This is a genomic window from Aquipseudomonas ullengensis (assembly GCF_014174475.1).
Classification (GTDB): domain Bacteria; phylum Pseudomonadota; class Gammaproteobacteria; order Pseudomonadales; family Pseudomonadaceae; genus Aquipseudomonas; species Aquipseudomonas ullengensis.
On record NZ_JACJUD010000006.1, the window covers coordinates 303,937 to 327,287 of the forward strand.

The following is a 23,351-nucleotide window of genomic DNA, read 5'->3' on the forward strand; positions in this document are numbered from 1 at the left end:
AGAGCGCGAGTCAATGGTCAATGCCGATTATTGACCGCCTGCGCAGAATGGCGGCACAAGAACAAGGAGCAACGCCCATGAAACGCAGCCTGACCCTTCTCGCCGTGGCCGTTGCCGCGGTTGCCGCCGGTGCCACCTGGTATGCCCAGAGCAAGAACCCGCTCCGCGATGGCGAGCTGGCCCTGCTCAACCTGCAGGCGCCGGTGAGCGTGCGCTACGACAGCCGCGGCGTGCCGCATATCCAGGCGCAGAACGAGGCCGACATGTACCGTGCCCTGGGCTTCGTGCACGCCCAGGATCGTCTGTTCCAGATGGAGATGCTGCGCCGCCTGGCGCGCGGTGAGCTGGCCGAAGTGCTGGGCGCCAAGCTGGTCGATACCGACCGCCTGTTCCGCACCCTGGGCATCCGCGAGCATGCCGACCGCTACGCCAAGACCTTCGACCGCAACAGCCCGGCGGTGAAAGCCCTGCAGGCCTACCTGGATGGCGTCAACCAGTTCCAGGACAGCCGCCCGGCGCCGGTGGAGTTCGATCTACTGGGCATCCACAAGCGGCCGTTCACCATCGAAGACACCGTCTCGGTGGCCGGCTACATGGCGTACAGCTTCGCCGCCGCCTTCCGCACCGAGCCGGTGCTGACCTATGTGCGTGACGAGCTGGGCAGCAACTACCTCAAGGCCTTCGACCTCGACTGGCACCCCGGCGGCGCCGTCGCCCAAAGCCTCAGCGCCGACGACTGGAAGAACCTCAACAGCCTCGCCCACCTCAGCCAGCAGGCGCTGGTGGAAGCCGGTCTGCCACAGTTCGAGGGCAGCAACGCCTGGGCCGTTTCCGGCAGCCGCACTGCAAGCGGCAAGCCCCTGCTGGCGGGTGACCCGCATATCCGCTTTGCCGCACCGGCGGTGTGGTACGAGGCGCAGTTGAGCTACCCGGGCTTCGAGCTGTACGGCCATCACCAGGCGCTCAATCCCTATGCCTCGCTCGGCCACAACAAGCAGTTCGCCTGGAGCCTGACCATGTTCCAGAACGACGACCTCGACCTGGTCGCCGAGAAGGTCAACCCGGACAACCCCGAGCAAGTCTGGTACCACGGCAAGTGGGTCGACCTGCAAAGCCGCGAAGAGACCATCCAGGTCAAGGGCGCCGAGCCGGTCAAGCTGACCCTGCGCCGCTCGCCCCACGGGCCGATCATCAACAGTGCCCTCGGCGCTACCGCTGGCAAGACACCGATCGCCATGTGGTGGGCCTTCCTGGAAACCGAGAACCCGATCCTCGACGCCTTCTACCAGCTCAACCGCGCCGACAGCCTGGGCAAGGCGCGCGCCGCCGTCGAGAAGATCCACGCCCCCGGCCTCAACGTGATCTGGGCCAATGCCGGCGGCGACATCGGCTGGTGGGCCGCCGCCAAGCTGCCGCAACGCCCACAGGGCAGCAACCCGAATTTCATCCTCGACGGCAGCACCGAGCAGGCCGACAAGCTCGGCTTCCTGCCTTTCAGCGCCAACCCGCAGGAGGAGAACCCCGAGCGCGGCTACATCGTCTCCGCCAACTTCCAGCCGCAGTCGCCCAGCGGCGCGGCGATTCCCGGCTACTACAACCTGGCAGATCGCGGTGCACGGCTGAATGAGCGCCTGGCGCAGCCCGACGTGAAGTGGGATGTGCACAACAGTCAGGCCCTGCAACTGGACGATGGCACCGGCTATGGCCCGCGCCTGCTCAAGCCGATCCTCGATGACCTGCGCGCCGCGGCCGCCGATGAAACCGAGCGCGCCCTGGTCGAGCAATTGGCGAACTGGGACGGTAATCACCCGCTGGAATCCACCGCCGCCACCCTGTTCAACCAACTGACCTACGAGCTGGCCAACCAGGCGATGCACGACGAACTGGGCGATGCCTTCTTCGACAGCCTGCTGCAGACCCGCGTACTCGACAGCGCCCTGCCGCGCCTGACCGCCGATGCGCGCTCGCCGTGGTGGGACAAGCGCGGCAGCGACGCCGTGGAAACCCGCGCCGAAACGGTCAAGGCCGCCTGGCAGGCGAGTCTCGCGCACCTGCGCCAGAGCCTTGGCGCGGACAGCAGCCAATGGGCCTGGGGCAAAGCCCACACGCTCACCCACAGCCACCCGCTGAGCCAGCAGAAGCCGCTCAACCTGCTGTTCGATGTCGGCCCATTCGCCGCACCGGGCGGCCACGAAACGCCGAACAACCTCTCCCATCGCGTCGGCCCGGCGCCCTGGTCGGTAGTCTACGGCCCGTCGACGCGGCGCCTGATCGACCTCGCCGATGGCGCCCACGGCCTGGGTATCAACCCGGTCGGGCAGAGCGGCGTGCCGTTCGACAAGCATTACGCTGACCAGGCCCAGGCCTATATCAGCGGCCAGTACCTGCCGATGCTGTTCGACCAAGCTGAAGTGCAGGCCGACAGCAATGAGACGCTGCTGCTGAACCCAGTGAAATAAGCGGCTCACGTGCTGGCCGCCGGTGGATAAGCTGCGCGTTATCCACCCTACGCCAGCGCAGATAGAGGCTTAGCAAACCCTGAAAAAACAAAGGCCACCCGAAGGTGGCCTTTGTCGTTTCTGCCTGGCGATCAGGCGGCTGCGGTCGGCTTCCAGTTGGAACTGGAGGCTTCCTCGGCCATCGACTCCATCGCTTGCTGAATGGCGCGTTTGCGGCGCTCTTCGGCACGGCGGGTGGTGTACCAGGCAACGAAGGTGAACAGCGACACGGTCAGCAGGATCAGGCTGGCCACGGCGTTGATCTCCGGCTTAACGCCCAGGCGTACAGCGGAGAACACTTCCATCGGCAGGGTGGTCGAACCCGGGCCGGAGACGAAGCTGGCCAGCACCAGGTCGTCCAGCGACAGGGCGAAGGACATCATGCCGCCGGCCGCCAGCGAAGGCGCGATCATCGGAATGGTGATCAGGAAGAACACCTTCCACGGCTTGGCGCCGAGGTCCATGGCCGCCTCTTCGATGGACATGTCCAGCTCACGCAGACGCGCCGATACCACCACCGCCACATAGGCGGAACAGAATGTGGTGTGGGCGATCCAGATGGTCAGGATGCCGCGTTCCTGCGGCCAGCCGATCAGTTGGGCCATGGCCACGAACAGCAGCAGCAGCGACAGACCGGTGATCACTTCCGGCATCACCAGCGGCGCGGTGACCAGGCCACCGAACAGGGTGCGACCCTTGAAGCGCGAGATACGGGTCAGCACGAAGGCCGCCAGGGTACCCAGCGCCACCGCGGCAATCGCCGTGTAGCAGGCGATTTCCAGGGAGCGCACCACCGAGCCCATCAGTTGGTTGTTGTCGAGCAGGCCGACATACCACTTCACCGACCAGCCGCCCCACACCGTTACCAGCTTGGAGGCGTTGAACGAGTAGATGACCAGAATCAGCATCGGCGCGTAAATGAAGGTCAGGCCGAGCCACAGCATCATCGTGGAGAAACTGAAGCGCTTGTTCATACCTTGCCCTCCAGCTCTTTGGCCTGGTTCTTGTTGAACAGGATGATCGGCACCATCAGGATCGCCAGCATCACCACCGCCAGGGCGGACGCCACCGGCCAGTCACGGTTGTTGAAGAACTCTTGCCACAGCACCTTGCCGATCATCAGCGTCTCGGGGCCGCCGAGCAGTTCCGGGATGACGAACTCGCCCACCGCCGGAATGAACACCAGCATGGCGCCGGCAATGATGCCGTTCTTCGACAGCGGTACGGTGATCTTCCAGAAGTTGTTGAAGTTGCTCGAACCGAGGTCCGAAGCCGCTTCCAGCAGGCTCATGTCGTGCTTGACCAGGTTGGCGTAGAGCGGCAGCACCATGAACGGCAGGTACGAGTAAACGATACCGATGTACACCGCCAGGTTGGTGTTGAGGATCTGCAGCGGCTCGTTGAGCACGCCCAGCCACATCAGGAAGGAGTTGAGCAGGCCGTTGTTGCTGAGGATGCCCATCCAGGCATAGACGCGGATCAGGATCGCGGTCCAGGTCGGCATCATGATCAGCAGCAGCAGGGTGGTCTGCGCTTCCTTGCTGGCGCGGGCGATGGCGTAGGCCATTGGATAGCCGATCAGCAGGCACATCAGGGTGCTGATGAAGGCCATCTTCAGCGAGCCCAAGTAGGCCGCCAGGTACAGCTCATCTTCGGTGAGGAAGACGTAGTTGCCCAGGTTGAGCACGATCGACAGCTGGTTTTCCGCCCAGGTGTAGATTTCCGTGTACGGCGGGATGGCCACGTCTGCTTCGGCGAAGCTGATCTTCAGAACGATGAAGAACGGCAGCAGGAAGAACAGGAACAGCCAAACGAAGGGGATGCCAATGACGGCGTGCCGCCCCCTCGGCAAGTATCTTTTCAGTTTGTGGATTTTCATGCTTGCAGTACCACGCCGCTGTCATCTTCCCAGTACACGACAACCGAATCGTCCCAGGTCGGACGCTTGCCGCGGCGCTCGGCGTTGGCGATGAAGCACTGCACGACCTGGCCGGAAGTCAGTTTGACGTAGTACACCGAATGGCCGCCGAGGTAGGCGATGTCGTGTACGTGGCCTTTGCTCCAGTTGTAGTTGGCGTGCTCGTGGTCGGCTGGCAGCTCGGTGGCCATCAGCAGCTTTTCCGGACGCAGGGCATAGCTGACCGACTTGTTCTCGGCGCGGGTGCTGACGCCGTGGCCGATGTAGATCGGCTTGTCCAGCTGCGGGCAGTCGATCACCGCGTGGTCGGTTTCGTCAGTGGTGATCTGCCCATCGAACAGGTTGACGTTGCCGATGAATTCACAGACCAGGCGGCTCGCCGGGGTCTCGTAGATGTCCACCGGGCTACCGGTCTGGGCGATCCAGCCGAGGTGCATGATGGAAATGCGCTGGGCCATGGTCATGGCCTCTTCCTGGTCGTGGGTCACCATGACGCAGGTCACGCCGACGCGCTCGATGATCTCGACAAGCTCAAGCTGCATCTGCGAACGCAGCTTCTTGTCCAAAGCACCCATCGGCTCATCAAGCAGCAGCAGCTTCGGGCTCTTGGCCAGCGAACGGGCCAGGGCCACGCGCTGACGCTGGCCACCGGACAGCTGATGCGGCTTGCGCTTGGCGTACTGGGTCATGTGCACCAGCTTGAGCATCTCGGCCACGCGGGCTTCGATCTCGGCCTTGGGCATCTTGTCCTGTTGCAGGCCGAAGGCGATGTTCTGCGCCACGGTCATGTGCGGGAACAGCGCGTAGGACTGGAACATCATGTTGATCGGCCGCTCGTAGGGCGGCATGTCGGTGATGTCCACGCCATCGAGCAGGATGCGCCCTTCGGTGGGGCGCTCGAAGCCGGCGAGCATGCGCAGCAGGGTCGACTTGCCCGAGCCGGAGCCACCGAGCAGGGCGAAGATTTCACCCTTGTTGATGGTCAGCGAAACGTCGTCGACGGCGATGGTCTCATCGAACTTCTTGGTGACGCGATCGATTTTGACCAGCACTTCTTTCGGCTGCTGGTTGCCCTCTAGGGCTTTCTTGTAGGCGCTGGAGGCGACTGCCATTTCCAAAACTCCCGGAAAATTGGGTCACAAGACCCGAACATTAAAACGGCTGCGCCGGGCGCAGCGATCCCGTGCCAGTGGCCGGCCAGCGACTCGCGTCGCGTAATGGCAGGACCGACCAGGCACAGTGGTAGGTGTGTCGCTTACTTGCCCGACTTGATCTTGCTCCAGGAGCGAGTCATCTGACGCATGATCTTCGGCGGCAACTCGGTCGAGACGTAAAGTTTGTCCAATACCGCCTGCGATGGGTAGACCGACGGATCGTTACGCACTTCCTGGTCCATCAGCTCGCTCGCCTTGGGGTTGGGGTTGGCGTAACCGACGTAGTCGCTGACCTTGGCAATCACGGCCGGCTCGAGCAGGTAGTTGATGAAGGCGTGAGCTTCCTTGACGTTCTTCGCGTCAGCCGGGATGGCCAGCATGTCGAACCACAGGTTGGCGCCTTCCTTGGGAATGCTGTAGGCGATCTCGATGCCCTTGCCGGCTTCTTCGGCACGTGCAGCGGCCTGGAATACGTCGCCCGAGTAGCCGAAGGCCACGCAGACATCGCCGTTGGCCAGGTCGGCTACGTACTTCGAGGAGTGAAAGTAGGTGACGTAAGGACGCATGGCCAGCAGCTTGGCTTCGGCCTTGGTGTAGTCATCCGGGTTGGTGCTGCGCGGGTCGAGGCCCATGTAGTTGAGCACTGCCGGGAACATCTCGTCTGGCGAGTCCATGAAGGCCACGCCGCAGCTGGTGAGTTTCTTCAGGTTTTCCGGCTCGAAGAGCACGGCCCAGGAGTCGATCTTGTCGATACCGAGCACGGCTTTGACCTTCTCGACGTTGTAGCCGATGCCGTTGGTGCCCCACAGGTAGGGGACGGAATACTGGTTGCCCGGGTCGTTGACGTCGAGCTGCTTGAGCAGCGCCGGGTCGAGGTTCTGCCAGTTGGGCAGCAGCGAACGGTCAAGCTTCTGGAAAGCGCCCGCCTTGATCTGCTTGCCGAGGAAATGGTTGGACGGCACCACGATGTCGTAGCCGCTGCGGCCTGCCAGCAGCTTGCCTTCGAGAGTTTCGTTGGAGTCGAAGACGTCGTACCCCGGCTCGATGCCCGTGGCCTTCTTGAAATCGGCCAGGGTGGTTTCACCGATGTAGTCGGTCCAGTTGTAGATATGCACGATCGGCTCGGCCTGGGCCGCGCAGACCACGCCCAGGGTTGCCGCAAGGCTGATCAGGGTTTTGCGGAAGGGAATTCGCACACGTTGATCCTCTTTCTTGTTGATCTTGCAAGCCGCACCGCGGCCAAGGTTTGTGGGAAAAGTAGCTGTCGGTCCTGCGGCCAACCTAACCGTCGTCCAGCCGCCCGCGCACGGAGCTGTGTGGGGCTCGTGTGTAACGGCAGACAGAGTGGCTGTGGCGCATGGAACCTCCTGCGGGGCTCCGGCGGGAGCACCCGCCGGAGGGTGTCGCTGTTGTTATTTACCGGACTTGATAGTCGTCCAGCTGCGGGTCATGGTGCGCTGCACCTTGGCCGGCAGATCCGGGAAGGCATACAGCTTGGCCATGGTCGCTTCGCTCGGGTAGATGCCCGGGTCGTTGCGGATCGCCTCGTCAACCAGCGAGGTAGCCGCCGCGTTGCCGTTGGGGAACTGCACGAAGTTGGTGATCTCGGCCATCACTTCCGGCTTCATCAGGAAGTTCATGAAGGCGTAGGCGGCTTCGGTGTTTTCGGCGTCCTTCGGCATGGCGATCATGTCGAAGAAGGTACCGGCACCCTCTTTCGGAATGTTGTAGGCAACGGTCACGCCACCTTTGGCTTCTTCGGCGCGGGACTTGGCCTGGTACACGTCACCCGAGTAGCCAACTGCTACGCAGATGTTGCCGTTGGCCAGGTCGCCGATGTACTTGGAGCTGTGGAAGTAGGTCACGTACGGACGGATCTTGAGGAACAGCGCCTCGGCTTCCTTGAGCTCTTTCGGGTCCTGGCTGACCGGGCTGTAGCCCAGGTAGTGCAGGGCGATCGGCAGAATCTCGGTCGGCGAGTCGAGGAACGACACACCGCAAGCCTTCAGCTTCTCGATGTTTTCCGGCTTGAACAGCAGGTCCCAGGAGTCGACCGGCGCGTCGGCGCCCAGTACGGCCTTGACCTTCTCCGGGTTGAAACCGATGCCGATCGAGCCCCACATGTAGGGGAACGCGTACTGGTTACCCGGGTCGCTGACTTCCAGGGTCTTCATCAGGTCGGTGTTGAGGTTCTTCCAGTTCGGCAGCTTGGACTTGTCCAGCGGCTGGTAAACACCAGCCTTGATCTGCTTGGCCAGGAAGTTGTTCGACGGCACCACGATGTCGTAACCGGATTTGCCGGCCAGGAGCTTGGCTTCGAGGGTCTCGTTGGAGTCGAAGACGTCATAGACGACCTTGATGCCGGTTTCCTTGGTGAACTTCTCGACCGTTTCCGGCGCGATGTAGTCCGACCAGTTGTATACGTGCAGCACCTTGCTGTCGGCCTGCGCCATGCCGGCTACGGCACCCGCCAGGGTCATGGCAAGCAGTGTTTTACCGAAGGTCTTGATCATGCGGGTAAGCTCCATTTGTCATTTGAAGTATCCGGGGCTGCGCCACCTAAGCGACGCACCCTCCGGTGAGCCTGGCCAACGCACTGCGCAGTCTGGCAAGGTCTGGCTAATCGCTCAAGCCTCAGCCCAGTACCGCGCGTGCGGTCAGATCTAGGCACTTGCGCGCCTTCTCCACCAGTTCATCAATCTCGGCTTTGCTGATCACCAGCGGTGGCGCGATGATCATGGTGTCGCCAACGGCGCGCATGATCAGTCCATTGTCGAAGCAGTGGCTGCGGCAGGTCATGCCGACGCCCAGCTCGCTCGGAAAACGCTCGCGGGTTTGCTTGTCCTTCGCCAGTTCGATGGCGCCGAGCATGCCCACACCGCGGACTTCGCCCACCAGCGGATGATCCGCCAGCTCACGTAGACGCTTCTGCAAATACGGTGCCGTTTCTGCTTTGACCCGCTCGATGATCTTTTCATCGCGCAGGATGCGCAGGTTTTCCAGGCCGACGGCTGCTGCAACCGGGTGCCCGGAGTAGGTGAAGCCGTGGTTGAAATCACCGCCTTCGTTGATGACCTGGAACACCTTGTCGCTGACAATCAGGCCACCCATCGGCACATAACCGGAGGTCAGGCCCTTGGCGATGGTCATCAGGTCCGGCTTGTTACCCAGGTAATCGCTACCAAACCACTCGCCAGTGCGGCCGAAGCCACAGATCACTTCGTCAGCCACGAACAGGATGTCGTACTTGGCGAGGATCTCGCGGATACGCGGCCAGTAGGTGTCCGGCGGGATGATCACACCGCCGGCGCCCTGGATCGGCTCGGCGATAAAGGCCGCGACGTTCTCTTCGCCGACTTCGAGGATCTTCTTCTCCAGCTGGTCTGCGGCCCACACGCCGAAGGCCTCTGGCGTCATGTCGCCACCTTCACCGAACCAGTACGGTTGCGGGATGTGCACGATGCCCGGAATCGGCAGGTCGCCCTGCTCGTGCATGTACTTCATGCCACCCAGGCTGGCACCGGCCACGGTGGAACCGTGGTAGCCGTTGTGCCGGCTGATGATGACTTTCTTGCTTGGTTTGCCCTTCAGCGCCCAGTAATGGCGAACCATGCGCAGCATGGTGTCGTTGCCTTCCGAACCGGAGCCGGTGAAGAACACGTGATTCATGCCTTGCGGCGCGACGTCGGCAATCGCCTTCGCCAGTTCCAGCACCGGCGGATGCGCGGTCTGGAAGAAGGTGTTGTAGAACGGCAGTTCACGCATCTGTTTGCTCGCCGCCTGGACCAGTTCCTCGCGACCGTAGCCAATCGCTACGCACCACAGGCCGGCCATGCCGTCGAGAATCTTGTTGCCTTCACTGTCCCACAGGTAAACACCGTCCGCCTTGGTGACAATGCGCGGCCCCTTCTCGTGCAGCTGCTGGTAGTCGCTGAACGGCGCGAGATGGTGGTCGCGGCTCATGGCCTGCCATTCGCGGGTTTTCGGGTTGTTTACTTGGTTAGTCATACATCACCTCTGTATTACGCATTAGGTCGGGGGCCGGGCGGCAAAGCCCGGCCCCTTTCCCATCAGACGGAGAGCAGCAGGAACTCGCGTTCCCAGGAGCTGATCACCCGCTTAAAGTTTTCATGCTCGGCACGTTTCACCGCGACATAGCCGCGGACGAATTTCGCACCCAGGTACTTCTCGGCGTCCTTGCAGGCTTCCATCCGCTCCAGGGCGCTTTCGATGGTGACCGGCAGGGCCAGGTTGCGGCGCTCGTAGCCACGTCCTTTGACCGGCGCGCTCGGCTTGATGCCTTCGACCATGCCGATGTAGCCACACAGCAAGGAAGCAGCCAGCACCAGGTACGGGTTGGCGTCGGCACCGGCCAGGCGGTTTTCCACGCGGCGGTTCTGCGGCCCGGCTTCCGGTACACGCAGACCCACGGTGCGGTTTTCTTCGCCCCACTCGACGTTCACCGGTGCCGAGGTATCCGGCAGGAAGCGACGGAACGAGTTGACGTTCGGCGCGAACAGCGGCAACACCTCGGGAATGTATTTCTGCAGGCCACCGATGTGGTGCAGGAACAATTCACTCATGGTCCCGTCTTCGTTGGAGAAGATGTTCTTACCCGTCTTCGCGTCCACCACACTCTGGTGGATGTGCATGGCGCTGCCCGGCTGATCGGTGATCGGCTTGGCCATGAAGGTGGCCGCCACGTCATGCTTCAGCGCGGCCTCGCGCATGGTGCGCTTGAACACGGTGATCTGGTCGGCCAGGTGCAGGGCATCGCCGTGACGGAAGTTGATTTCCATCTGCGCCGGGCCGTCTTCGTGGATCAGCGTGTCGAGGTCCAGGGTCTGCAGCTCGCACCAGTCGTAGACGTCTTCGAACAGCGGATCGAATTCGTTGGCCGCGTCGATCGAGAACGACTGGCGACCCACTTCCGGGCGACCGGAGCGGCCCATCGGCGCCACCAGCGGGAAGTCCGGGTCGCTGTTGCGCTTGGTCAGGTAGAACTCCATCTCCGGCGCGACGATCGGCTTCCAGCCCTTGTCGGCGTAGAGCTTGAGGATGTTCTTGAGGATGTTGCGCGGCGACAGCTCGATCGGGTTGCCCTGCTTGTCGAAGGTGTCGTGAATCACCATCGCAGTGGGCTCGATGGCCCAGGGCACCAGGAAGACGGCGTTCTCGTCGGGACGGCAGAACATATCGATGTCCGCCTCGTCGAGGAGCTCGTAATAGATGTCGTCCTCGACGTAGTCGCCGGTCACGGTCTGCAGCAGCACACTCTCGGGGAGGCGCATGCCTTTTTCGTCGAGGAACTTGTTGGTCGGCGAGATCTTACCGCGGGCAATGCCGGTAAGGTCGCTGATCATGCATTCAACTTCGGTGATTTTGCGTTCTTTCAGCCAGCTGGTGAGCTGGTCGAGCTTGCTAGTCATAAAGACCTCAGGGTTGGTAGAGCGGCTTCTGCGGACCGGTAAAGCCTAGCGAAACCTCCCAGTTCCGCCTGCCGGTTGCCTCACCTACTCAGCGTTGCCTCACCCTCTTCCTGCAAGCCTCACCAAAGGCCTGGAAGATGGCGAGATAATTCGGGTTGGAGCGCACCTGCCACTCCGGGTGCCATTGCACCCCGAGCGCGAAGCTAGGCGCACCTTCGACAGAGAAGGCTTCAACCAACCCGTCAGGCGCCAGTGCTTCTACGCGAAGGCCCGGCGCCAGACGCTGAACGCCCTGGCCATGAATGGAATTGACTTTAATCTCGTCCGGCATGCCGAGGCCGTCGAGCACCCCGCCCGCTTGCACACGCACGGTGTGGCGGGGGGCATATTGCACCTCGACCGGCTCATCGCCAGGCTCGCGGTGGTCCATCATGCCCGGGACTTCCTGCACCTTCTGATGCAGGCTGCCACCAAAGGCTACGTTCATTTCCTGGAAGCCGCGGCAGATGCCAAGCACCGGGATACCGGCCTCGACGGCTTTGCGAATCAGCGGCAAAGTGGTCTGGTCGCGCGCAGGGTCGTGCGCCGTGCCGGCGTCGCTGGCAGGGCCACTATAATGATGAGGTTCGACATTGGAGGGAGAGCCGGTGAACAACAGTCCATCGAGACTCGCCAACAGGCTGGGCTGATCGATCAGGTCGGCCAGCGCCGGAATCACCAGTGGCAAGCCACCTGCTCCGACGACGACAGCACGCAGATACTTGTCGCCCGCGATATGCCAGGAATGCAGACCGATCTGCTTGGTGCAGGCGGTAACGCCGATTAACGGCAGGCGCGACATGGAACACCTGTTTTATTGCTGTTATGAGGTTGAGGCCGAGATTAGCCTTGTTCATTTTTTTACACAATAGGGCTGTAAAAAATTGAACACAGACCACTGAGCATCAGGCGGGGCGAGGCTGACCAGCCGGTCCAATTGCCCTGAAATGCCCCAAAACTGGCCATTGAGCCCCACTTTAGGGCAAAATGAGCGGCTATTGACAGCAATGGGTGTTTGAGATTGACTCACAGTCGTGCGATTGCATGATTGAAATTTTTAACAAAAAAGGTGTTGCATCATGTCGGTACCCCCGCGTGCCGTTCAGCTCAACGAAGCGAACGCGTTCCTTAAGGAACATCCTGAGGTCCTGTTCGTCGACCTTCTTATTGCAGACATGAACGGCGTGGTGCGCGGCAAGCGCATCGACCGCAACAGCCTGCATAAAGTGTACGAAAAGGGCATCAACCTGCCCGCTTCTCTATTTGCCCTCGATATCAACGGTTCCACTGTCGAAAGCTCCGGCCTTGGCCTGGACATCGGCGACGCTGACCGCATCTGTTTCCCGATTCCCAATACCCTGTGCAACGAGCCCTGGCAGAAGCGCCCTACCGCGCAACTGCTGATGACCATGCACGAACTCGATGGCCGCCCGTTCTTCGCCGACCCGCGTGAAGTGCTGCGCCAGGTAGTGGCCAAGTTCGACGAAATGAACCTGACCATCTGCGCCGCCTTCGAGCTGGAGTTCTACCTGATCGACCAGGAGAACGTGAACGGCCGCCCGCAGCCGCCGCGCTCGCCACTGTCCGGTAAACGCCCGATTTCTACCCAGGTGTACCTGATCGACGACCTCGACGAATACGTCGACTGCCTGCAGGACATGCTGGAAGCGGCCAAGGAACAAGACATCCCGGCCGATGCCATCGTCAAGGAAAGCGCCCCGGCGCAGTTCGAAGTCAACCTGCACCACACCAACGACGCGATCAAGGCCTGCGACTACGCCCTGCTGCTCAAGCGCCTGATCAAGAACATCGCCTACGACCATGAGATGGACACCACCTTCATGGCCAAGCCCTACCCGGGCCAGGCAGGTAACGGTCTGCACGTGCACATTTCGCTGCTCGACAAGACCACCGGCAAGAACATCTTCACCACCGATGATCCCCTGGAGAACGCCGCTCTGCGTCACGCGATCGGCGGTGTCCTGGAGACCATGCCCGCATCGATGGCTTTCCTCTGCCCCAACGTCAACTCGTACCGCCGCTTCGGCGCACAGTTCTATGTGCCCAACGCGCCGAGCTGGGGTATCGACAACCGTACCGTGGCCGTCCGCGTCCCCAACGGCAGCCCGGACTCGGTGCGCATCGAGCACCGCGTGGCCGGTGCCGATGCCAATCCGTACCTGATGATGTCCGCCATTCTGGCCGGCATTCACCATGGCCTGACCAACAAGGTCGAGCCGGGCGAGCCGATCGAAGGCAACTCGTACGAGCAGCTGGAACAGAGCCTGCCGAACAACCTGCGCGACGCCCTGCGCGAGCTGGACGACAGCGAAGTGCTGAACAAGTACATCAGCCCCGACTACATCGACATCTTCGTCGCCTGTAAGGAAGCTGAGCTGGAAGAGTTCGAGACCACCATCTCCGACCTCGAATACAACTGGTACTTGCATACCGTATAAGCGCCATCCCAACGCCGGCTATTCAGCCGGCGTTGTTTTATCTACTGCCAGCGTTTTATTGCCGACTGCGTTGCTCTAACAGCGCAGTTAGCGAGCCGTGCCTGCACGGCAACATCACACCAAGGAGGTCGTCATGTTTCGCTGTCTTGCTCCACTGTTGCTGGTACTCGCCCCGGGCCTCGCTGCGGCGGCGGATACCATTCGCGTCTACAACTGGAATGACTACATCGCCCCGCAGGTGCTGGCCGACTTCACCAAGGCCACCGGCATCGAGGTCGATTACCACACCTACAGCTCCGCCGAAGAGCTGGACAAGGCACTGAAGAGCGGCGAGAACATCGATATCGCGGTGCCCTCGCACAACGACCTGCCACGGCTGATCAGGGAAGGCGCCCTGCAGCCACTGGACTTCGCCCGCCTGCCCAACCGCTCGCACCTGGACAAGCAGTTGCTGAGCAAGCTGGCCGCCGTCGACCCGCAGAACCGCCACGCCGTGCCCTATCTGTGGGGCGCCGTCGGCCTGGCGATCAACACCCCGAAAGCCGAAGCCGCCATGGGCGCGCCGCTCAGCGACAGCTGGAGCCTGCTGTTCGATCCGGCGCAGAGCGCCAAGCTGGCCGGCTGCGGGATCAGCGTACTGGACGCCCCCGACGAGCTGATTTCGGTGCTGATGAATTACCAGGGCAACAGCTACGCCCACAGTTCACCAGGGCGCATCCGCCGCGCCGGCAAGGTGCTCGATGCGCTGCGCCCGAACCTGCGCTACGTCGACAGCGAGCGCTACATCGAGGATCTCAACAAGGGCGACCTGTGCGTCGCCGTGGCCTGGGTCGGTGATGCCCTGGCTGCCGCGCAAGCCGGCCAGCCGGTGCGTTTCGTGGTGCCGCAGGAAGGCTCGGTGCTGTTCATCGACAACCTGGTGATCCCCAGCAGCGCACGCCGCGCCGACCTCGCCCACCGCTTCATCGACTTCCTGATGCAGCCCAAGGTGGCCGCGCAGATCACCACCGAAACCCTCTACCCCAACGGCAATGCCGACGCCCGCGAATTCCTCGCCCCCGAGCTGCGCGAGCAGCCTGGCCTGTACCCGGATCGCGATACCAAGCGCCGCCTGGCCGCCCTCGACACCCTGCCGGACAAGCTGACCAGCACCCGCGATGCGGTCTGGGAGGAATTCCGCGACGGCAAGCCGGCGGGCCAGCAACTGGTCAAGAACGCGCCCTGAGAGCCTGTTTACGATTTTTTGAGTAGCAGTCTCTGGGAACACCGTCATTCCCGCGCAGGCGGGAATCCAGAAAACCGGCAACACCTGGGCTCCCGCCTTCGCGGGAGCGACGGAAAATGGATACCACGCGATTTTGCCCAGGCTCCGCTCCCCGAGCACACACCGCACGCTACTGCCCAACACACCTTGCCTCCCCTGCCCGTCTGGCGTCCAATAGCGCCAGCCACGGACAGGAGATCGGCATGACGCGCACCGCCCCATCACGAAAACCCCGCGCCAGCAGCCAAGCACGCATCACGGTGATCCTCGATGCCGCGCGCGAGCTGCTCAGCGAACAGGGTTTCAGCGGCCTGTCGATCTACAGCGTGGCCGAGCGCGCCGCCATCCCGCCGTCTTCCGTCTATCACTTCTTCGCCAGCGTGCCGGCCCTGCTCGAAGCGCTGACCGCAGACATCCATGCCGCCTTCCGCGCCTGCCTGCAGCAGCCGGTGGCTCACGACAAACTGCACGACTGGCGCGACCTCTCGCGCATCATCGAAGAGCGCATGCTGGCGATCTACGCCAGTGACAATGCCGCGCGCCAGTTGATCCTGGCCCAGCACGGGCTGTCGGAAGTGGTTCAGGCCGACCGCCAGCACGACCTCGAACTGGGGCGCCTGATGCAGGCCCTGTTCGAACGCCACTTCCCCCTGCCGCAGCTGCCGGACGATGTCGATGTGTTCGCCCTGGCCATGGAGCTGGGTGATCGCGTCTACGCCCGCTCGGTGCAGCTGCACGGCGAAATCACCCCGCGCATGGCCGAAGAAGGCATGCGCGTCTTCGATGCCTACGTGGGCCTCTACCTGCCAGTCGGCCTGCCCAAGCGGCCTCAACCCGCGAACTAACCCAAAGACTTATCCGGATATTTATTCGATATAGATCGAATAAATTCCTTAAATTCAGACTTATTACCTTCCAAAGCCGATTTTTATCGGATATAAATTGGACATCCGCCGCCGAACTACTGTTCGAGCCACGGCATCGTCATGGGTCTCTGCTAGTGTCAGAAGGCCCTCTCACATGCTCCTGCGAGGTGTTCCATGTCGCGTATCGTTACTATCGCCGCCACCCAGATGGCCTGTTCCTGGGACAGTGCCGCGAATATCGCCACTGCCGAGAAACTGGTGCGCGAAGCCGCTGCCAAGGGCGCGCAGATCATCCTGATCCAGGAGCTGTTCGAGACCCCGTACTTCTGCCAGAAGCCCAACCCCGACTACCTGCAGCTGGCCACTCCGACCGAGGAAAATCCGGCCATCCTGCACTTCCAAAAAATCGCCAAGGAACTGCAAGTGGTGCTGCCGATCAGCTTCTTCGAGCAGGCCGGGCGCGCGCGCTTCAACAGCATCGCGATCATCGACGCCGACGGCAAAAACCTCGGCGTGTACCGCAAGAGCCACATCCCGGACGGCCCTGGCTACCATGAGAAGTACTACTTCAACCCGGGCGACACCGGCTTCAAGGTGTGGAACACCCGCTACGCCAAGATCGGCGTGGGCATCTGCTGGGACCAGTGGTTCCCCGAGTGCGCGCGCAGCATGGCCCTGCTCGGTGCGGAAATCCTCTTCTACCCGACCGCCATCGGCACCGAGCCGCATGACCCGACCATCAGCTCGCGCGACCACTGGCAGCGCGTGCAGCAAGGTCACGCTGGCGCCAACCTGATGCCGCTGGTAGCGTCCAACCGTATCGGTCGCGAAGACCAGGACGGCTACCACATCAACTTCTACGGCTCCTCGTTCATCGCCAACCAGTTCGGCGAGAAAGTCGAAGAGCTGGGTGAAACCGAGGAAGGCGTGCTGGTGCACAGCTTCGACCTCGACCAGCTGGAACACATCCGTAGCGCCTGGGGCAGCTTCCGCGACCGCCGCCCGAACCTGTACAGCCCGTTGAAAACCCTCGACGGCACCCTGGAATCCTGACGCACCTGTAGGAGCCAGCTTGCTGGTGATCGCTCCACTCAGGACGCGTGATCGCCAGCAAGCTGGCTCCTACACAAGCCGCACATTAGATAGGTAAACCCGATGACCACACTGACCAGCACTCCACGCGCCGATGGCTTCCGCATGCCGGCCGAGTGGGCACCCCATAGCCAGACCTGGATGGTCTGGCCGGAGCGCCCGGACAACTGGCGCCTCGGTGGCAAGCCGGCACAGGCCGCCTTCAGCGCCGTGGCCCGCGCCATCGCCGAATTCGAGCCGGTGACCATTTGCGTCTCTGCCGGCCAGTATGAAAATGCCCGCGCGCGCCTCGAGCACAGCAACATCCGCCTGGTCGAGATCAGCACCGACGACGCCTGGGTGCGCGACACCGGCCCGACCTTCGTCACCAACAACGCCGGTGACGTACGCGGCGTGGACTGGGCCTTCAATGCCTGGGGCGGCTTCGATGGCGGCCTCTACTCACCGTGGAACCGCGACGACCAGGTGGCCAGCAAGATCCTCGAGATCGAGCGCTGCGACCGCTACCGCACCGAGGACTTCGTGCTCGAAGGCGGTTCGATCCACGTCGACGGCGAAGGCACCCTGATCACCACCGAGGAATGCCTGCTCAACCGCAACCGCAACCCGCACCTGACCCGCGAGCAGATCGAGAGCGTGCTGAACGAACACCTGGCCATCGACACGGTGATCTGGCTGCCGGACGGCCTGTTCAACGACGAGACCGACGGCCACGTCGACAACTTCTGCTGCTACGTGCGCCCCGGCGAAGTGCTGCTGGCCTGGACCGACGATGTCAACGACCCCAACTACCCACGTTGCCAGGCCGCCATGCGCGTACTGGAAAGCGCGCGGGACGCCAAGGGTCGTCAGCTCGTCGTGCACAAGATGCCGATTCCCGGGCCGATCCACGCCACCGCGGCTGAGTGCGCGGACGTCGACCTGGTTGCCGGCAGCCAGGAGCGCAGCCCCGAGGTGCGCCTGGCCGGTTCCTACGTCAACTTCCTGATCGTCAACGGCGGCATCGTCGCGCCGAGCTTCGACGACGCCAAGGACGAGGAAGCCCGCGCCATCCTCCAGCGCGTGTTCCCCGAGCACCGCGTGGTGATGGTCCCCGGCCGCGAGATCCTGCTCGGCGGCGGCAATATTCACTGCATCACCCAGCAGCAGCCGGCTCCGCAACGGGGCTGATCGCTGTAACGAAAAAGCCCGCCAATTGGCGAAAAAACGCCGCGATTCCCCAAAGGAATCGCGGCGTTTTGCTGGGGTAGGAGTGAGCTCTGCTCGCGAATCCTGGCCGGGTGAGAGCTTCGCGAGCAGAGCTCGCCAATCGGCGTAATGCTGTTCACTTGAGCAGCGGTCTGGCCTGCTTCCAACGCACCTCAACCACGGGCGATCTTCCCGATCTGCACATCCTGCTCCCTCTCCCCTCCGGGGAGAGGGTTGGGGTGAGGGGCGACGTCTCGCTCCATGCAGCCCTTCACCAACCTGAAGCACCGCCCCCTCACCCTGCCCTCTCCCCAAGAGGGAGAGGGTTCTGCCCGCGCGTTGCTCAGTCCTGCATGGCTTCGGTGAACTGGCCAATGGCATCCACCACGCGCTGCGCCTCACTGCGGATTTCCTGCATCACTGCACCCGCGCGGTTGACCAGCTCCACGCCCTGCTCGGCTTTGGTCTTGCTGCCATCCATGCCGCTGACCGCCTGCTGGGCCAGTTCGTGGTTGAGGCGCACCACGTCGTTGATCTCCACCGTGGCCTGGCTGGTGCGGGCGGCGAGGTTGCGCACCTCATCGGCAACCACGGCAAAACCGCGACCCTGCTCACCAGCGCGCGCCGCTTCGATGGCGGCGTTGAGCGCCAGCAGGTTGGTCTGCTCGGCAATCCCGCGAATCACCTGGACGATGCTGCTGATGCGTTCGGACTGCTCGCTGAGCGCGCCGACCTTGTCGGCCACCTGGCCCAACTCGCTGGCGATGCCGCGCACCACCTGCACCGCCTCATCGACCGTACCAGCGCCCCTGACCGCGCTGGAGTCGGTTTCCCGCGCACTGGCGAAGGCCAGTTGTGCAGCGGCGGCTTCCGCATCGCGGTGTTCGACCTGGGAGGTGATGTCACTGGCGAACTTGACCACGCCATACAGCACACCGCTGGCGTCATACAGCGGGTTGTACGTGGCGCGCAGCCACACCACCTGGCCGGACTTGGCGATGCGCTTGAAGCGGTCGGAGATGAACTCGCCCTGGTTGAGGCGCTGCCAAAAGCGCCGGTAAGCCTCGCTGCTGGCTTCCTCGCGGTCGCAGAACAGACTGTGGTGCTTGCCGCGAACTTCCTCCAGGCGATAACCCATGGTCTGCAGGAAGTTGTCGTTGGCGGTGACCACCTCGCCCTTGGGATTGAACTCGATCACCGCCATGGAGCGGTTGATCGCGTTGAGCAAACTCTCGTGCTGATGCTCGGCATGCACTTGGGCGGTGATGTCGGTGGCCACCTTGATCACCTTGGCAACCCGCCCGCTGGTATCACGCACCGGCAGGTAGCTGGCCTCCAGCCAGATCTCGCGGCCGCCCTTGGCCACGCGCATGAAGCGGTCGCTGAAGCTCTCGCCACTGGCCAGGCGTTGCCAGAACTGGCCGTAGGCCGGGCTGGCCAGCAGTTCCTTGGAGCAGAACAGGCGATGGTGCTGGCCGCGCAACTCATCCAATCGATAGCCCACGGTCGCCAGGAACGGTTCATTGGCGTCGAGAATCTCGCCCTGCGGGGTGAACTCGATCAGCGCCATGGTTTGTCGGATGGCGCCCAGCGTTTGCTGGTTAGAGGCCAGCTGGGCCTGACACTGCTGCAACTCGCTGCGAAGACCGGAACCGAACATAAGCACCTCTGATCCATGAGAAAACAGGTTGAGCATAGGCGGGAAAATATTGCGCGATATGTCCAAGCCTATCGGCGGCTAAAAAAGTCCCTTTAACCACCTCGGGCGATATTTTTCAGTCGAATACTCCACCCCCTAGAAACGAAAAAGCCCGCCAAATGGCGGGCTTTTTCACAACGCAGGGACTCAGGCGTTGGCGGGGCGCAGCGAATAGCTTTTCAGCTGTTCGGCAAACTCGCGCAGCGACTGGATGCCGCTGGCTTCGGCCTCGTGCACCCACTGCTTGATGGCTTCGAGCATGTCGTGGCCATTGCTGCTGGTCTTGACCCAGATCTGCTGCAGGGCGATGCGCTTCTCGTAGATCACCTTGAGCGCCTGGCTCTGCTCGAGCATGGCGGCGATACGCGCATGGTGCGTTTCGTCGAGCAGGCTGGTTTCGCGCGACAACAGACGCTTGGCGCGGCGGAACTGATGGCGGACCGACTCGTCGGCCTTGGCCAGTTCCTGTTTGACCAGCGGTGCGATGACCAGCTTGCGGTACTGCGCCATGATCTGGAAACGGTTGTTGAGGATGGCCATGGCGGTGTCCATGTCCAGGTGGCCCTTGCCTTCCACGCGGTGGGCAATCGGCGCCACGCGCTGCACCTTGGCCATACGCAGGAAGCTGAACAGTTGGATCCAGGCCCAGCCCATGTCGAATTCCCACTTCTTCACCGACAGCTTGGCGCTGTTGGGGTAGGTGTGGTGGTTGTTGTGCAGCTCTTCACCGCCAATCAGGATGCCCCACGGCACCAGGTTGGTGGCGGCGTCGCGGCATTCGAAGTTGCGGTAACCGACGGCATGGCCGAGGCCGTTGATCACGCCCGCCGCCCATACCGGAATCCACATCATCTGGATCGCCCAGACGGTCATGCCGAGCACGCCGAACAGGGCCAGGTCGATCACTGCCATGGCAATGATGCCGCCCATGGGAAAACGGCTGTAGACGTTGCGTTCAACCCAGTCTTCCGGGCAGTTCTTGCCGTAGATGCGCAGGGTGTCCTGGTTCTTGGCTTCCTGCTGGTAGAGCTCGGCGCCGGTACGCAGCACGGTGCCCAGACCTTTGATCACCGGACTGTGCGGGTCATCGACGGTTTCGCATTTGGCGTGATGCTTGCGGTGGATGGCGGTCCACTCGCGGGTGTTCTGGCCGGTGGTCATCCACAGCCAGAAACGGAAGAAGTGCTTGAGTGCCGGATGCAGCTCCAGCGAGCGGTGCGCCGAGTAACGGTGCAGATAGACGGTGACGCTGACGATGGTGATATGGGTAATCACCAGGGTCACGGCGATGAGTTGCCAGACCGACAGATCGAGTAAGCCGTTGTACCACATGGATGGTGTTGCCTCGCAGGGATGTAGACGCCGGCCCGAACCACGGACCCATGGGCATTATCCTTATGCGCCCGGATAAAACCAGCACAGTGTTGGGTTGAGCTTACACTTGTACTGCCTTACCTATAATGCGGATTCATCCATTCCTCCGCCATAGCCGGCCAGCGGGAAATCGACGCGAACGCCGCAATGGCGTGTTTCTGCGTGTTACCGACAACCTGTCCAATACCTGCAGCACGCCAGCCCGAGCCTGGCCCGACTGGACAACTGCGGCACCGATTTTTACGGTCTTTTCGAGCCTGCAATGGCGCCCGACGCCTCGGAGCGTAGGCTGGGTTAGCCGCCGACAGGGTGTTCAACCCTGGCGACTGGATGGGCTGCGGCGTAACCCAGCAGCGGGGCCACGGGATTTGTGTATACCGCGCTGGGTTACGCCGCGCCGAGTTTGCGCGACCAGCACGGGCAACGGCACACGCGGCTAACCCAGCCTACAGCTCTGAACAGCTGCGGCACTGCCATGGCTCAGAGCTTGGCTATCGACACTTCGGTGGATTTGACGAAGGCAATCACTTCGCTGCCCACGCCCAGTTCCAGCTCGCGCACGGAACGGGTGGTGATTACCGAGGTAACGATGCCGGAGGCGGTTTGCACGTCGATTTCCGACAGCACGTCGCCCAGGACAATTTCCTTGATGGTGCCTTTGAACTGGTTGCGGACGTTGATCGCTTTGATAGTCATGGTGCTGCTCCTTGAGGCTAGGGATGAAGTCTTGGGGTTACAGCGCCCAGCGCAGTTGCGTGGGCAGGGGTGAAACGGGTTCCGGCTGGGGCGGCAGTTCGGGCAGCGCCAGCACACGGTTGAGCACTTCCGCTTCCAGCGCCGCCAGGCGTGCCGAGCCACGGTTGCGCGGGCGGGGCAGCTCGACGGCGAGGTCGAGGCCGATCTGCCCGTCTTCGATGAGAATCACCCGATCGGCGATGGCCACGGCCTCGCTGACGTCGTGGGTGACCAGCAGCACGGTGAAGCCATGCTGCTGCCACAGGCGTTCGATCAGTTGCTGCATCTCGATACGGGTCAGCGCATCCAGCGCACCGAGCGGCTCGTCGAGCAGCAGCAGGCGCGGCTGGTGGATCAGGGCACGGGCCAGGGCCACGCGCTGCTTCTGTCCACCGGACAGCGCCGCCGGCCACTCGTTGGCACGGTCGGCCAGGCCTACCGCTTCCAGTGCGTTGTGGGCACGGGCACGCCAGTCACCGCTGAGGCCCAGGCCGACGTTGTCGATTACCCGCTTCCATGGCAGTAGTCGTGCGTCCTGGAACATCAACCGAGTGTCTTCACGAGCTGCCGCCAGTGGGCCATTACCGGCCAACAGCTGGCCGCCGCTAGGCGCATCGAGGCCTGCCAGCAGACGCAGCAGGGTGCTTTTGCCGCAACCGCTGCGACCGACCACGGCAACGAACTGCCCAGCCGGAATGTGCAGGTCTATATCCGTCAGCACCTGACGCTCGCCGAACGACTTGCTGATGTCCTTGATGGCCAGGGGGATGCCCTGGCGAATGCTATGCAGGGCGGTCATTGCGCACCTGCCTTGGCCTGATAGGCCGGATGCCAGCGCAGCCACACACGCTCCAGGCCACGGGCGGCAACATCCGCCAGCTTGCCGAGTACCGCGTAGAGCAGGATGGCCAGCACCACCACGTCGGTCTGCAGGAACTCACGGGCGTTCATCGCCAGATAACCAATGCCGCTGCTGGCGGAAATGGTTTCCGCGACGATCAGCGTCAGCCACATGAAGCCGAGGGCGAAACGCACGCCGACCAGGATCGAAGGCAACGCGCCGGGCAGGATCACCTGCCAGAACAGGCCGAAGCCGGACAAGCCATAGCTGCGCGCCATCTCCACCAGCGCCGGGTCGACGTTGCGGATGCCGTGGTAGGTGTTCAGGTAGATCGGGAACAGGGTGCCGAGGGCGACCAGGAAGATCTTCGCGCTCTCGTCGATGCCGAACCACAGGATCACCAGCGGGATCAGCGCCAGGTGCGGCACGTTGCGGATCATCTGCACCGAGCTGTCGAGCAGGCGCTCGCCCCATTTCGACAGGCCGGTGATGAAGCCCAGGGCCAGACCGATGCCGCCGCCAATGGCGAAGCCGATACCGGCACGCCAGCCGCTGATGGCCAGATGCGTCCAGATCTCGCCGCTTTTCAGCAGCGCCCAGCCGGCCTCGATTACCGCGCTCGGCGCCGGCAGGATGCGGGTGGACAGCAAGCCGGCGACCACGGCGATCTGCCAGACCGCCAGCAGCGCCACCGGCAGGGCCCACGGCGCCAGGCGGTGGGCAATTTTTTCTAGCGTTTGCGTCGTCATGCTCAACGCTCCCTTGTTCAAATCGTTGCGATGGCGCGGGGCGATG

General features: G+C 62.7%; 19 protein-coding genes. 6 read left to right on the plus strand and 13 right to left on the minus strand.

The window, feature by feature from the left end; translation table 11 throughout:
* The first annotated feature begins 77 nt into the window (after positions 1-77).
* Positions 78-2,459 (plus strand): penicillin acylase family protein, encoded by a 2,382-nt coding sequence (locus H3H51_RS18195; protein WP_183090485.1) that lies wholly within the window; start codon positions 78-80, stop codon positions 2,457-2,459.
* A 131-nt stretch (positions 2,460-2,590) separates the two neighbouring features.
* Here the strand turns inward: H3H51_RS18195 and H3H51_RS18200 are convergent, their stop codons facing one another.
* The 8 genes from H3H51_RS18200 to H3H51_RS18235 all read right to left on the minus strand — a co-directional run bounded on the left by H3H51_RS18200 (position 2,591) and on the right by H3H51_RS18235 (position 11,840).
* Entirely contained in the window at positions 2,591-3,472 is an 882-nt protein-coding gene (locus H3H51_RS18200) for an ABC transporter permease subunit (RefSeq protein WP_183090486.1), read from the minus strand.
* Entirely contained in the window at positions 3,469-4,377 is a 909-nt protein-coding gene (locus H3H51_RS18205; RefSeq protein ID WP_407926517.1) for an ABC transporter permease subunit, read from the minus strand. Before H3H51_RS18205 ends, H3H51_RS18200 begins: the two co-directional genes overlap by 4 nt.
* Positions 4,374-5,528, minus strand: coding sequence for a polyamine ABC transporter ATP-binding protein (gene potA, locus H3H51_RS18210; RefSeq protein ID WP_183090487.1), 1,155 nt, complete (start codon positions 5,526-5,528; stop codon positions 4,374-4,376). Before potA ends, H3H51_RS18205 begins: the two co-directional genes overlap by 4 nt.
* Before the next feature lie 143 nt (positions 5,529-5,671).
* Positions 5,672-6,766 carry a polyamine ABC transporter substrate-binding protein gene (locus H3H51_RS18215; RefSeq protein WP_183090488.1) on the minus strand — a complete coding sequence of 365 codons (1,095 nt, stop codon included), beginning with the start codon at positions 6,764-6,766 and terminating at the stop codon, positions 5,672-5,674.
* Between the two features lie 216 nt (positions 6,767-6,982).
* Positions 6,983-8,083: a polyamine ABC transporter substrate-binding protein gene (locus H3H51_RS18220; RefSeq protein WP_183090489.1), complete on the minus strand. Its 1,101-nt coding sequence runs from the start codon at positions 8,081-8,083 to the stop codon at positions 6,983-6,985.
* A gap of 121 nt (positions 8,084-8,204) precedes the next feature.
* The gene (locus H3H51_RS18225) at positions 8,205-9,578 is read right to left on the minus strand and encodes an aspartate aminotransferase family protein (RefSeq protein ID WP_183090490.1); all 1,374 of its coding nucleotides are present in this window, start codon (positions 9,576-9,578) and stop codon (positions 8,205-8,207) included.
* Positions 9,579-9,640: 62 nt separating this feature from the next.
* The gene (locus H3H51_RS18230; protein WP_183090491.1) at positions 9,641-10,999 is read right to left on the minus strand and encodes a glutamine synthetase family protein; all 1,359 of its coding nucleotides are present in this window, start codon (positions 10,997-10,999) and stop codon (positions 9,641-9,643) included.
* A gap of 88 nt (positions 11,000-11,087) precedes the next feature.
* The gene (locus tag H3H51_RS18235; RefSeq protein ID WP_183090492.1) at positions 11,088-11,840 is read right to left on the minus strand and encodes a gamma-glutamyl-gamma-aminobutyrate hydrolase family protein; all 753 of its coding nucleotides are present in this window, start codon (positions 11,838-11,840) and stop codon (positions 11,088-11,090) included.
* 277 nt (positions 11,841-12,117) lie between these two features.
* Here H3H51_RS18235 and H3H51_RS18240 point away from each other — a divergent pair, with 277 nt between their 5' ends.
* The 5 genes from H3H51_RS18240 to aguA all read left to right on the plus strand — a co-directional run bounded on the left by H3H51_RS18240 (position 12,118) and on the right by aguA (position 17,889).
* The gene (locus H3H51_RS18240; RefSeq protein WP_183090493.1) at positions 12,118-13,497 is read left to right on the plus strand and encodes a glutamine synthetase family protein; all 1,380 of its coding nucleotides are present in this window, start codon (positions 12,118-12,120) and stop codon (positions 13,495-13,497) included.
* 133 nt (positions 13,498-13,630) lie between these two features.
* The gene (locus H3H51_RS18245; RefSeq protein WP_183090494.1) at positions 13,631-14,722 is read left to right on the plus strand and encodes a polyamine ABC transporter substrate-binding protein; all 1,092 of its coding nucleotides are present in this window, start codon (positions 13,631-13,633) and stop codon (positions 14,720-14,722) included.
* 242 nt (positions 14,723-14,964) lie between these two features.
* The gene (locus H3H51_RS18250) at positions 14,965-15,606 is read left to right on the plus strand and encodes a TetR/AcrR family transcriptional regulator (protein ID WP_183090495.1); all 642 of its coding nucleotides are present in this window, start codon (positions 14,965-14,967) and stop codon (positions 15,604-15,606) included.
* A 195-nt stretch (positions 15,607-15,801) separates the two neighbouring features.
* The gene (aguB, locus tag H3H51_RS18255; protein ID WP_183090496.1) at positions 15,802-16,680 is read left to right on the plus strand and encodes an N-carbamoylputrescine amidase; all 879 of its coding nucleotides are present in this window, start codon (positions 15,802-15,804) and stop codon (positions 16,678-16,680) included.
* A gap of 102 nt (positions 16,681-16,782) precedes the next feature.
* Entirely contained in the window at positions 16,783-17,889 is a 1,107-nt protein-coding gene (gene aguA, locus H3H51_RS18260; protein WP_183090497.1) for an agmatine deiminase, read from the plus strand.
* Between the two features lie 361 nt (positions 17,890-18,250).
* Here the strand turns inward: aguA and H3H51_RS21335 are convergent, their stop codons facing one another.
* The 5 genes from H3H51_RS21335 to ssuC all read right to left on the minus strand — a co-directional run bounded on the left by H3H51_RS21335 (position 18,251) and on the right by ssuC (position 23,305).
* Positions 18,251-19,567 carry a methyl-accepting chemotaxis protein gene (locus tag H3H51_RS21335; RefSeq protein WP_183090498.1) on the minus strand — a complete coding sequence of 439 codons (1,317 nt, stop codon included), beginning with the start codon at positions 19,565-19,567 and terminating at the stop codon, positions 18,251-18,253.
* Positions 19,568-19,753: 186 nt separating this feature from the next.
* Entirely contained in the window at positions 19,754-20,938 is a 1,185-nt protein-coding gene (gene desA, locus H3H51_RS18270) for a delta-9 fatty acid desaturase DesA (protein WP_183090499.1), read from the minus strand.
* A gap of 522 nt (positions 20,939-21,460) precedes the next feature.
* Positions 21,461-21,676 (minus strand): TOBE domain-containing protein, encoded by a 216-nt coding sequence (locus H3H51_RS18275; RefSeq protein ID WP_183090500.1) that lies wholly within the window; start codon positions 21,674-21,676, stop codon positions 21,461-21,463.
* A gap of 37 nt (positions 21,677-21,713) precedes the next feature.
* Complete coding sequence (gene ssuB / locus H3H51_RS18280; protein ID WP_183090501.1) at positions 21,714-22,514, minus strand: aliphatic sulfonates ABC transporter ATP-binding protein; 801 nt, start codon at positions 22,512-22,514, stop codon at positions 21,714-21,716.
* On the minus strand, positions 22,511-23,305 hold the full coding sequence (ssuC, locus tag H3H51_RS18285; protein WP_183090502.1) for an aliphatic sulfonate ABC transporter permease SsuC: 795 nt from the start codon (positions 23,303-23,305) through the stop codon (positions 22,511-22,513). Before ssuC ends, ssuB begins: the two co-directional genes overlap by 4 nt.
* Positions 23,306-23,351 lie beyond the last annotated feature (46 nt).

Excerpts from the sequence above, each read along its gene's own strand:
- ssuB (WP_183090501.1), bottom strand. The coding sequence starts at position 22,514 with ATGACCGCCCTGCATAGCATTCGCCAGGGCATCCCCCTGGCCATCAAG.
- H3H51_RS18225 (WP_183090490.1), bottom strand. The coding sequence starts at position 9,578 with ATGACTAACCAAGTAAACAACCCGAAAACCCGCGAATGGCAGGCCATG.
- H3H51_RS18250 (WP_183090495.1), top strand. The coding sequence starts at position 14,965 with ATGACGCGCACCGCCCCATCACGAAAACCCCGCGCCAGCAGCCAAGCA.
- desA (WP_183090499.1), bottom strand. The coding sequence starts at position 20,938 with ATGTGGTACAACGGCTTACTCGATCTGTCGGTCTGGCAACTCATCGCC.
- H3H51_RS21335 (WP_183090498.1), bottom strand. The coding sequence starts at position 19,567 with ATGTTCGGTTCCGGTCTTCGCAGCGAGTTGCAGCAGTGTCAGGCCCAG.
- H3H51_RS18230 (WP_183090491.1), bottom strand. The coding sequence starts at position 10,999 with ATGACTAGCAAGCTCGACCAGCTCACCAGCTGGCTGAAAGAACGCAAA.
- H3H51_RS18275 (WP_183090500.1), bottom strand. The coding sequence starts at position 21,676 with ATGACTATCAAAGCGATCAACGTCCGCAACCAGTTCAAAGGCACCATC.
- aguA (WP_183090497.1), top strand. The coding sequence starts at position 16,783 with ATGACCACACTGACCAGCACTCCACGCGCCGATGGCTTCCGCATGCCG.
- potA (WP_183090487.1), bottom strand. The coding sequence starts at position 5,528 with ATGGCAGTCGCCTCCAGCGCCTACAAGAAAGCCCTAGAGGGCAACCAG.
- H3H51_RS18195 (WP_183090485.1), top strand. The coding sequence starts at position 78 with ATGAAACGCAGCCTGACCCTTCTCGCCGTGGCCGTTGCCGCGGTTGCC.
- H3H51_RS18200 (WP_183090486.1), bottom strand. The coding sequence starts at position 3,472 with ATGAACAAGCGCTTCAGTTTCTCCACGATGATGCTGTGGCTCGGCCTG.
- ssuC (WP_183090502.1), bottom strand. The coding sequence starts at position 23,305 with ATGACGACGCAAACGCTAGAAAAAATTGCCCACCGCCTGGCGCCGTGG.
- H3H51_RS18245 (WP_183090494.1), top strand. The coding sequence starts at position 13,631 with ATGTTTCGCTGTCTTGCTCCACTGTTGCTGGTACTCGCCCCGGGCCTC.
- H3H51_RS18240 (WP_183090493.1), top strand. The coding sequence starts at position 12,118 with ATGTCGGTACCCCCGCGTGCCGTTCAGCTCAACGAAGCGAACGCGTTC.
- H3H51_RS18235 (WP_183090492.1), bottom strand. The coding sequence starts at position 11,840 with ATGTCGCGCCTGCCGTTAATCGGCGTTACCGCCTGCACCAAGCAGATC.
- H3H51_RS18205 (WP_407926517.1), bottom strand. The coding sequence starts at position 4,377 with ATGAAAATCCACAAACTGAAAAGATACTTGCCGAGGGGGCGGCACGCC.
- aguB (WP_183090496.1), top strand. The coding sequence starts at position 15,802 with ATGTCGCGTATCGTTACTATCGCCGCCACCCAGATGGCCTGTTCCTGG.
- H3H51_RS18220 (WP_183090489.1), bottom strand. The coding sequence starts at position 8,083 with ATGATCAAGACCTTCGGTAAAACACTGCTTGCCATGACCCTGGCGGGT.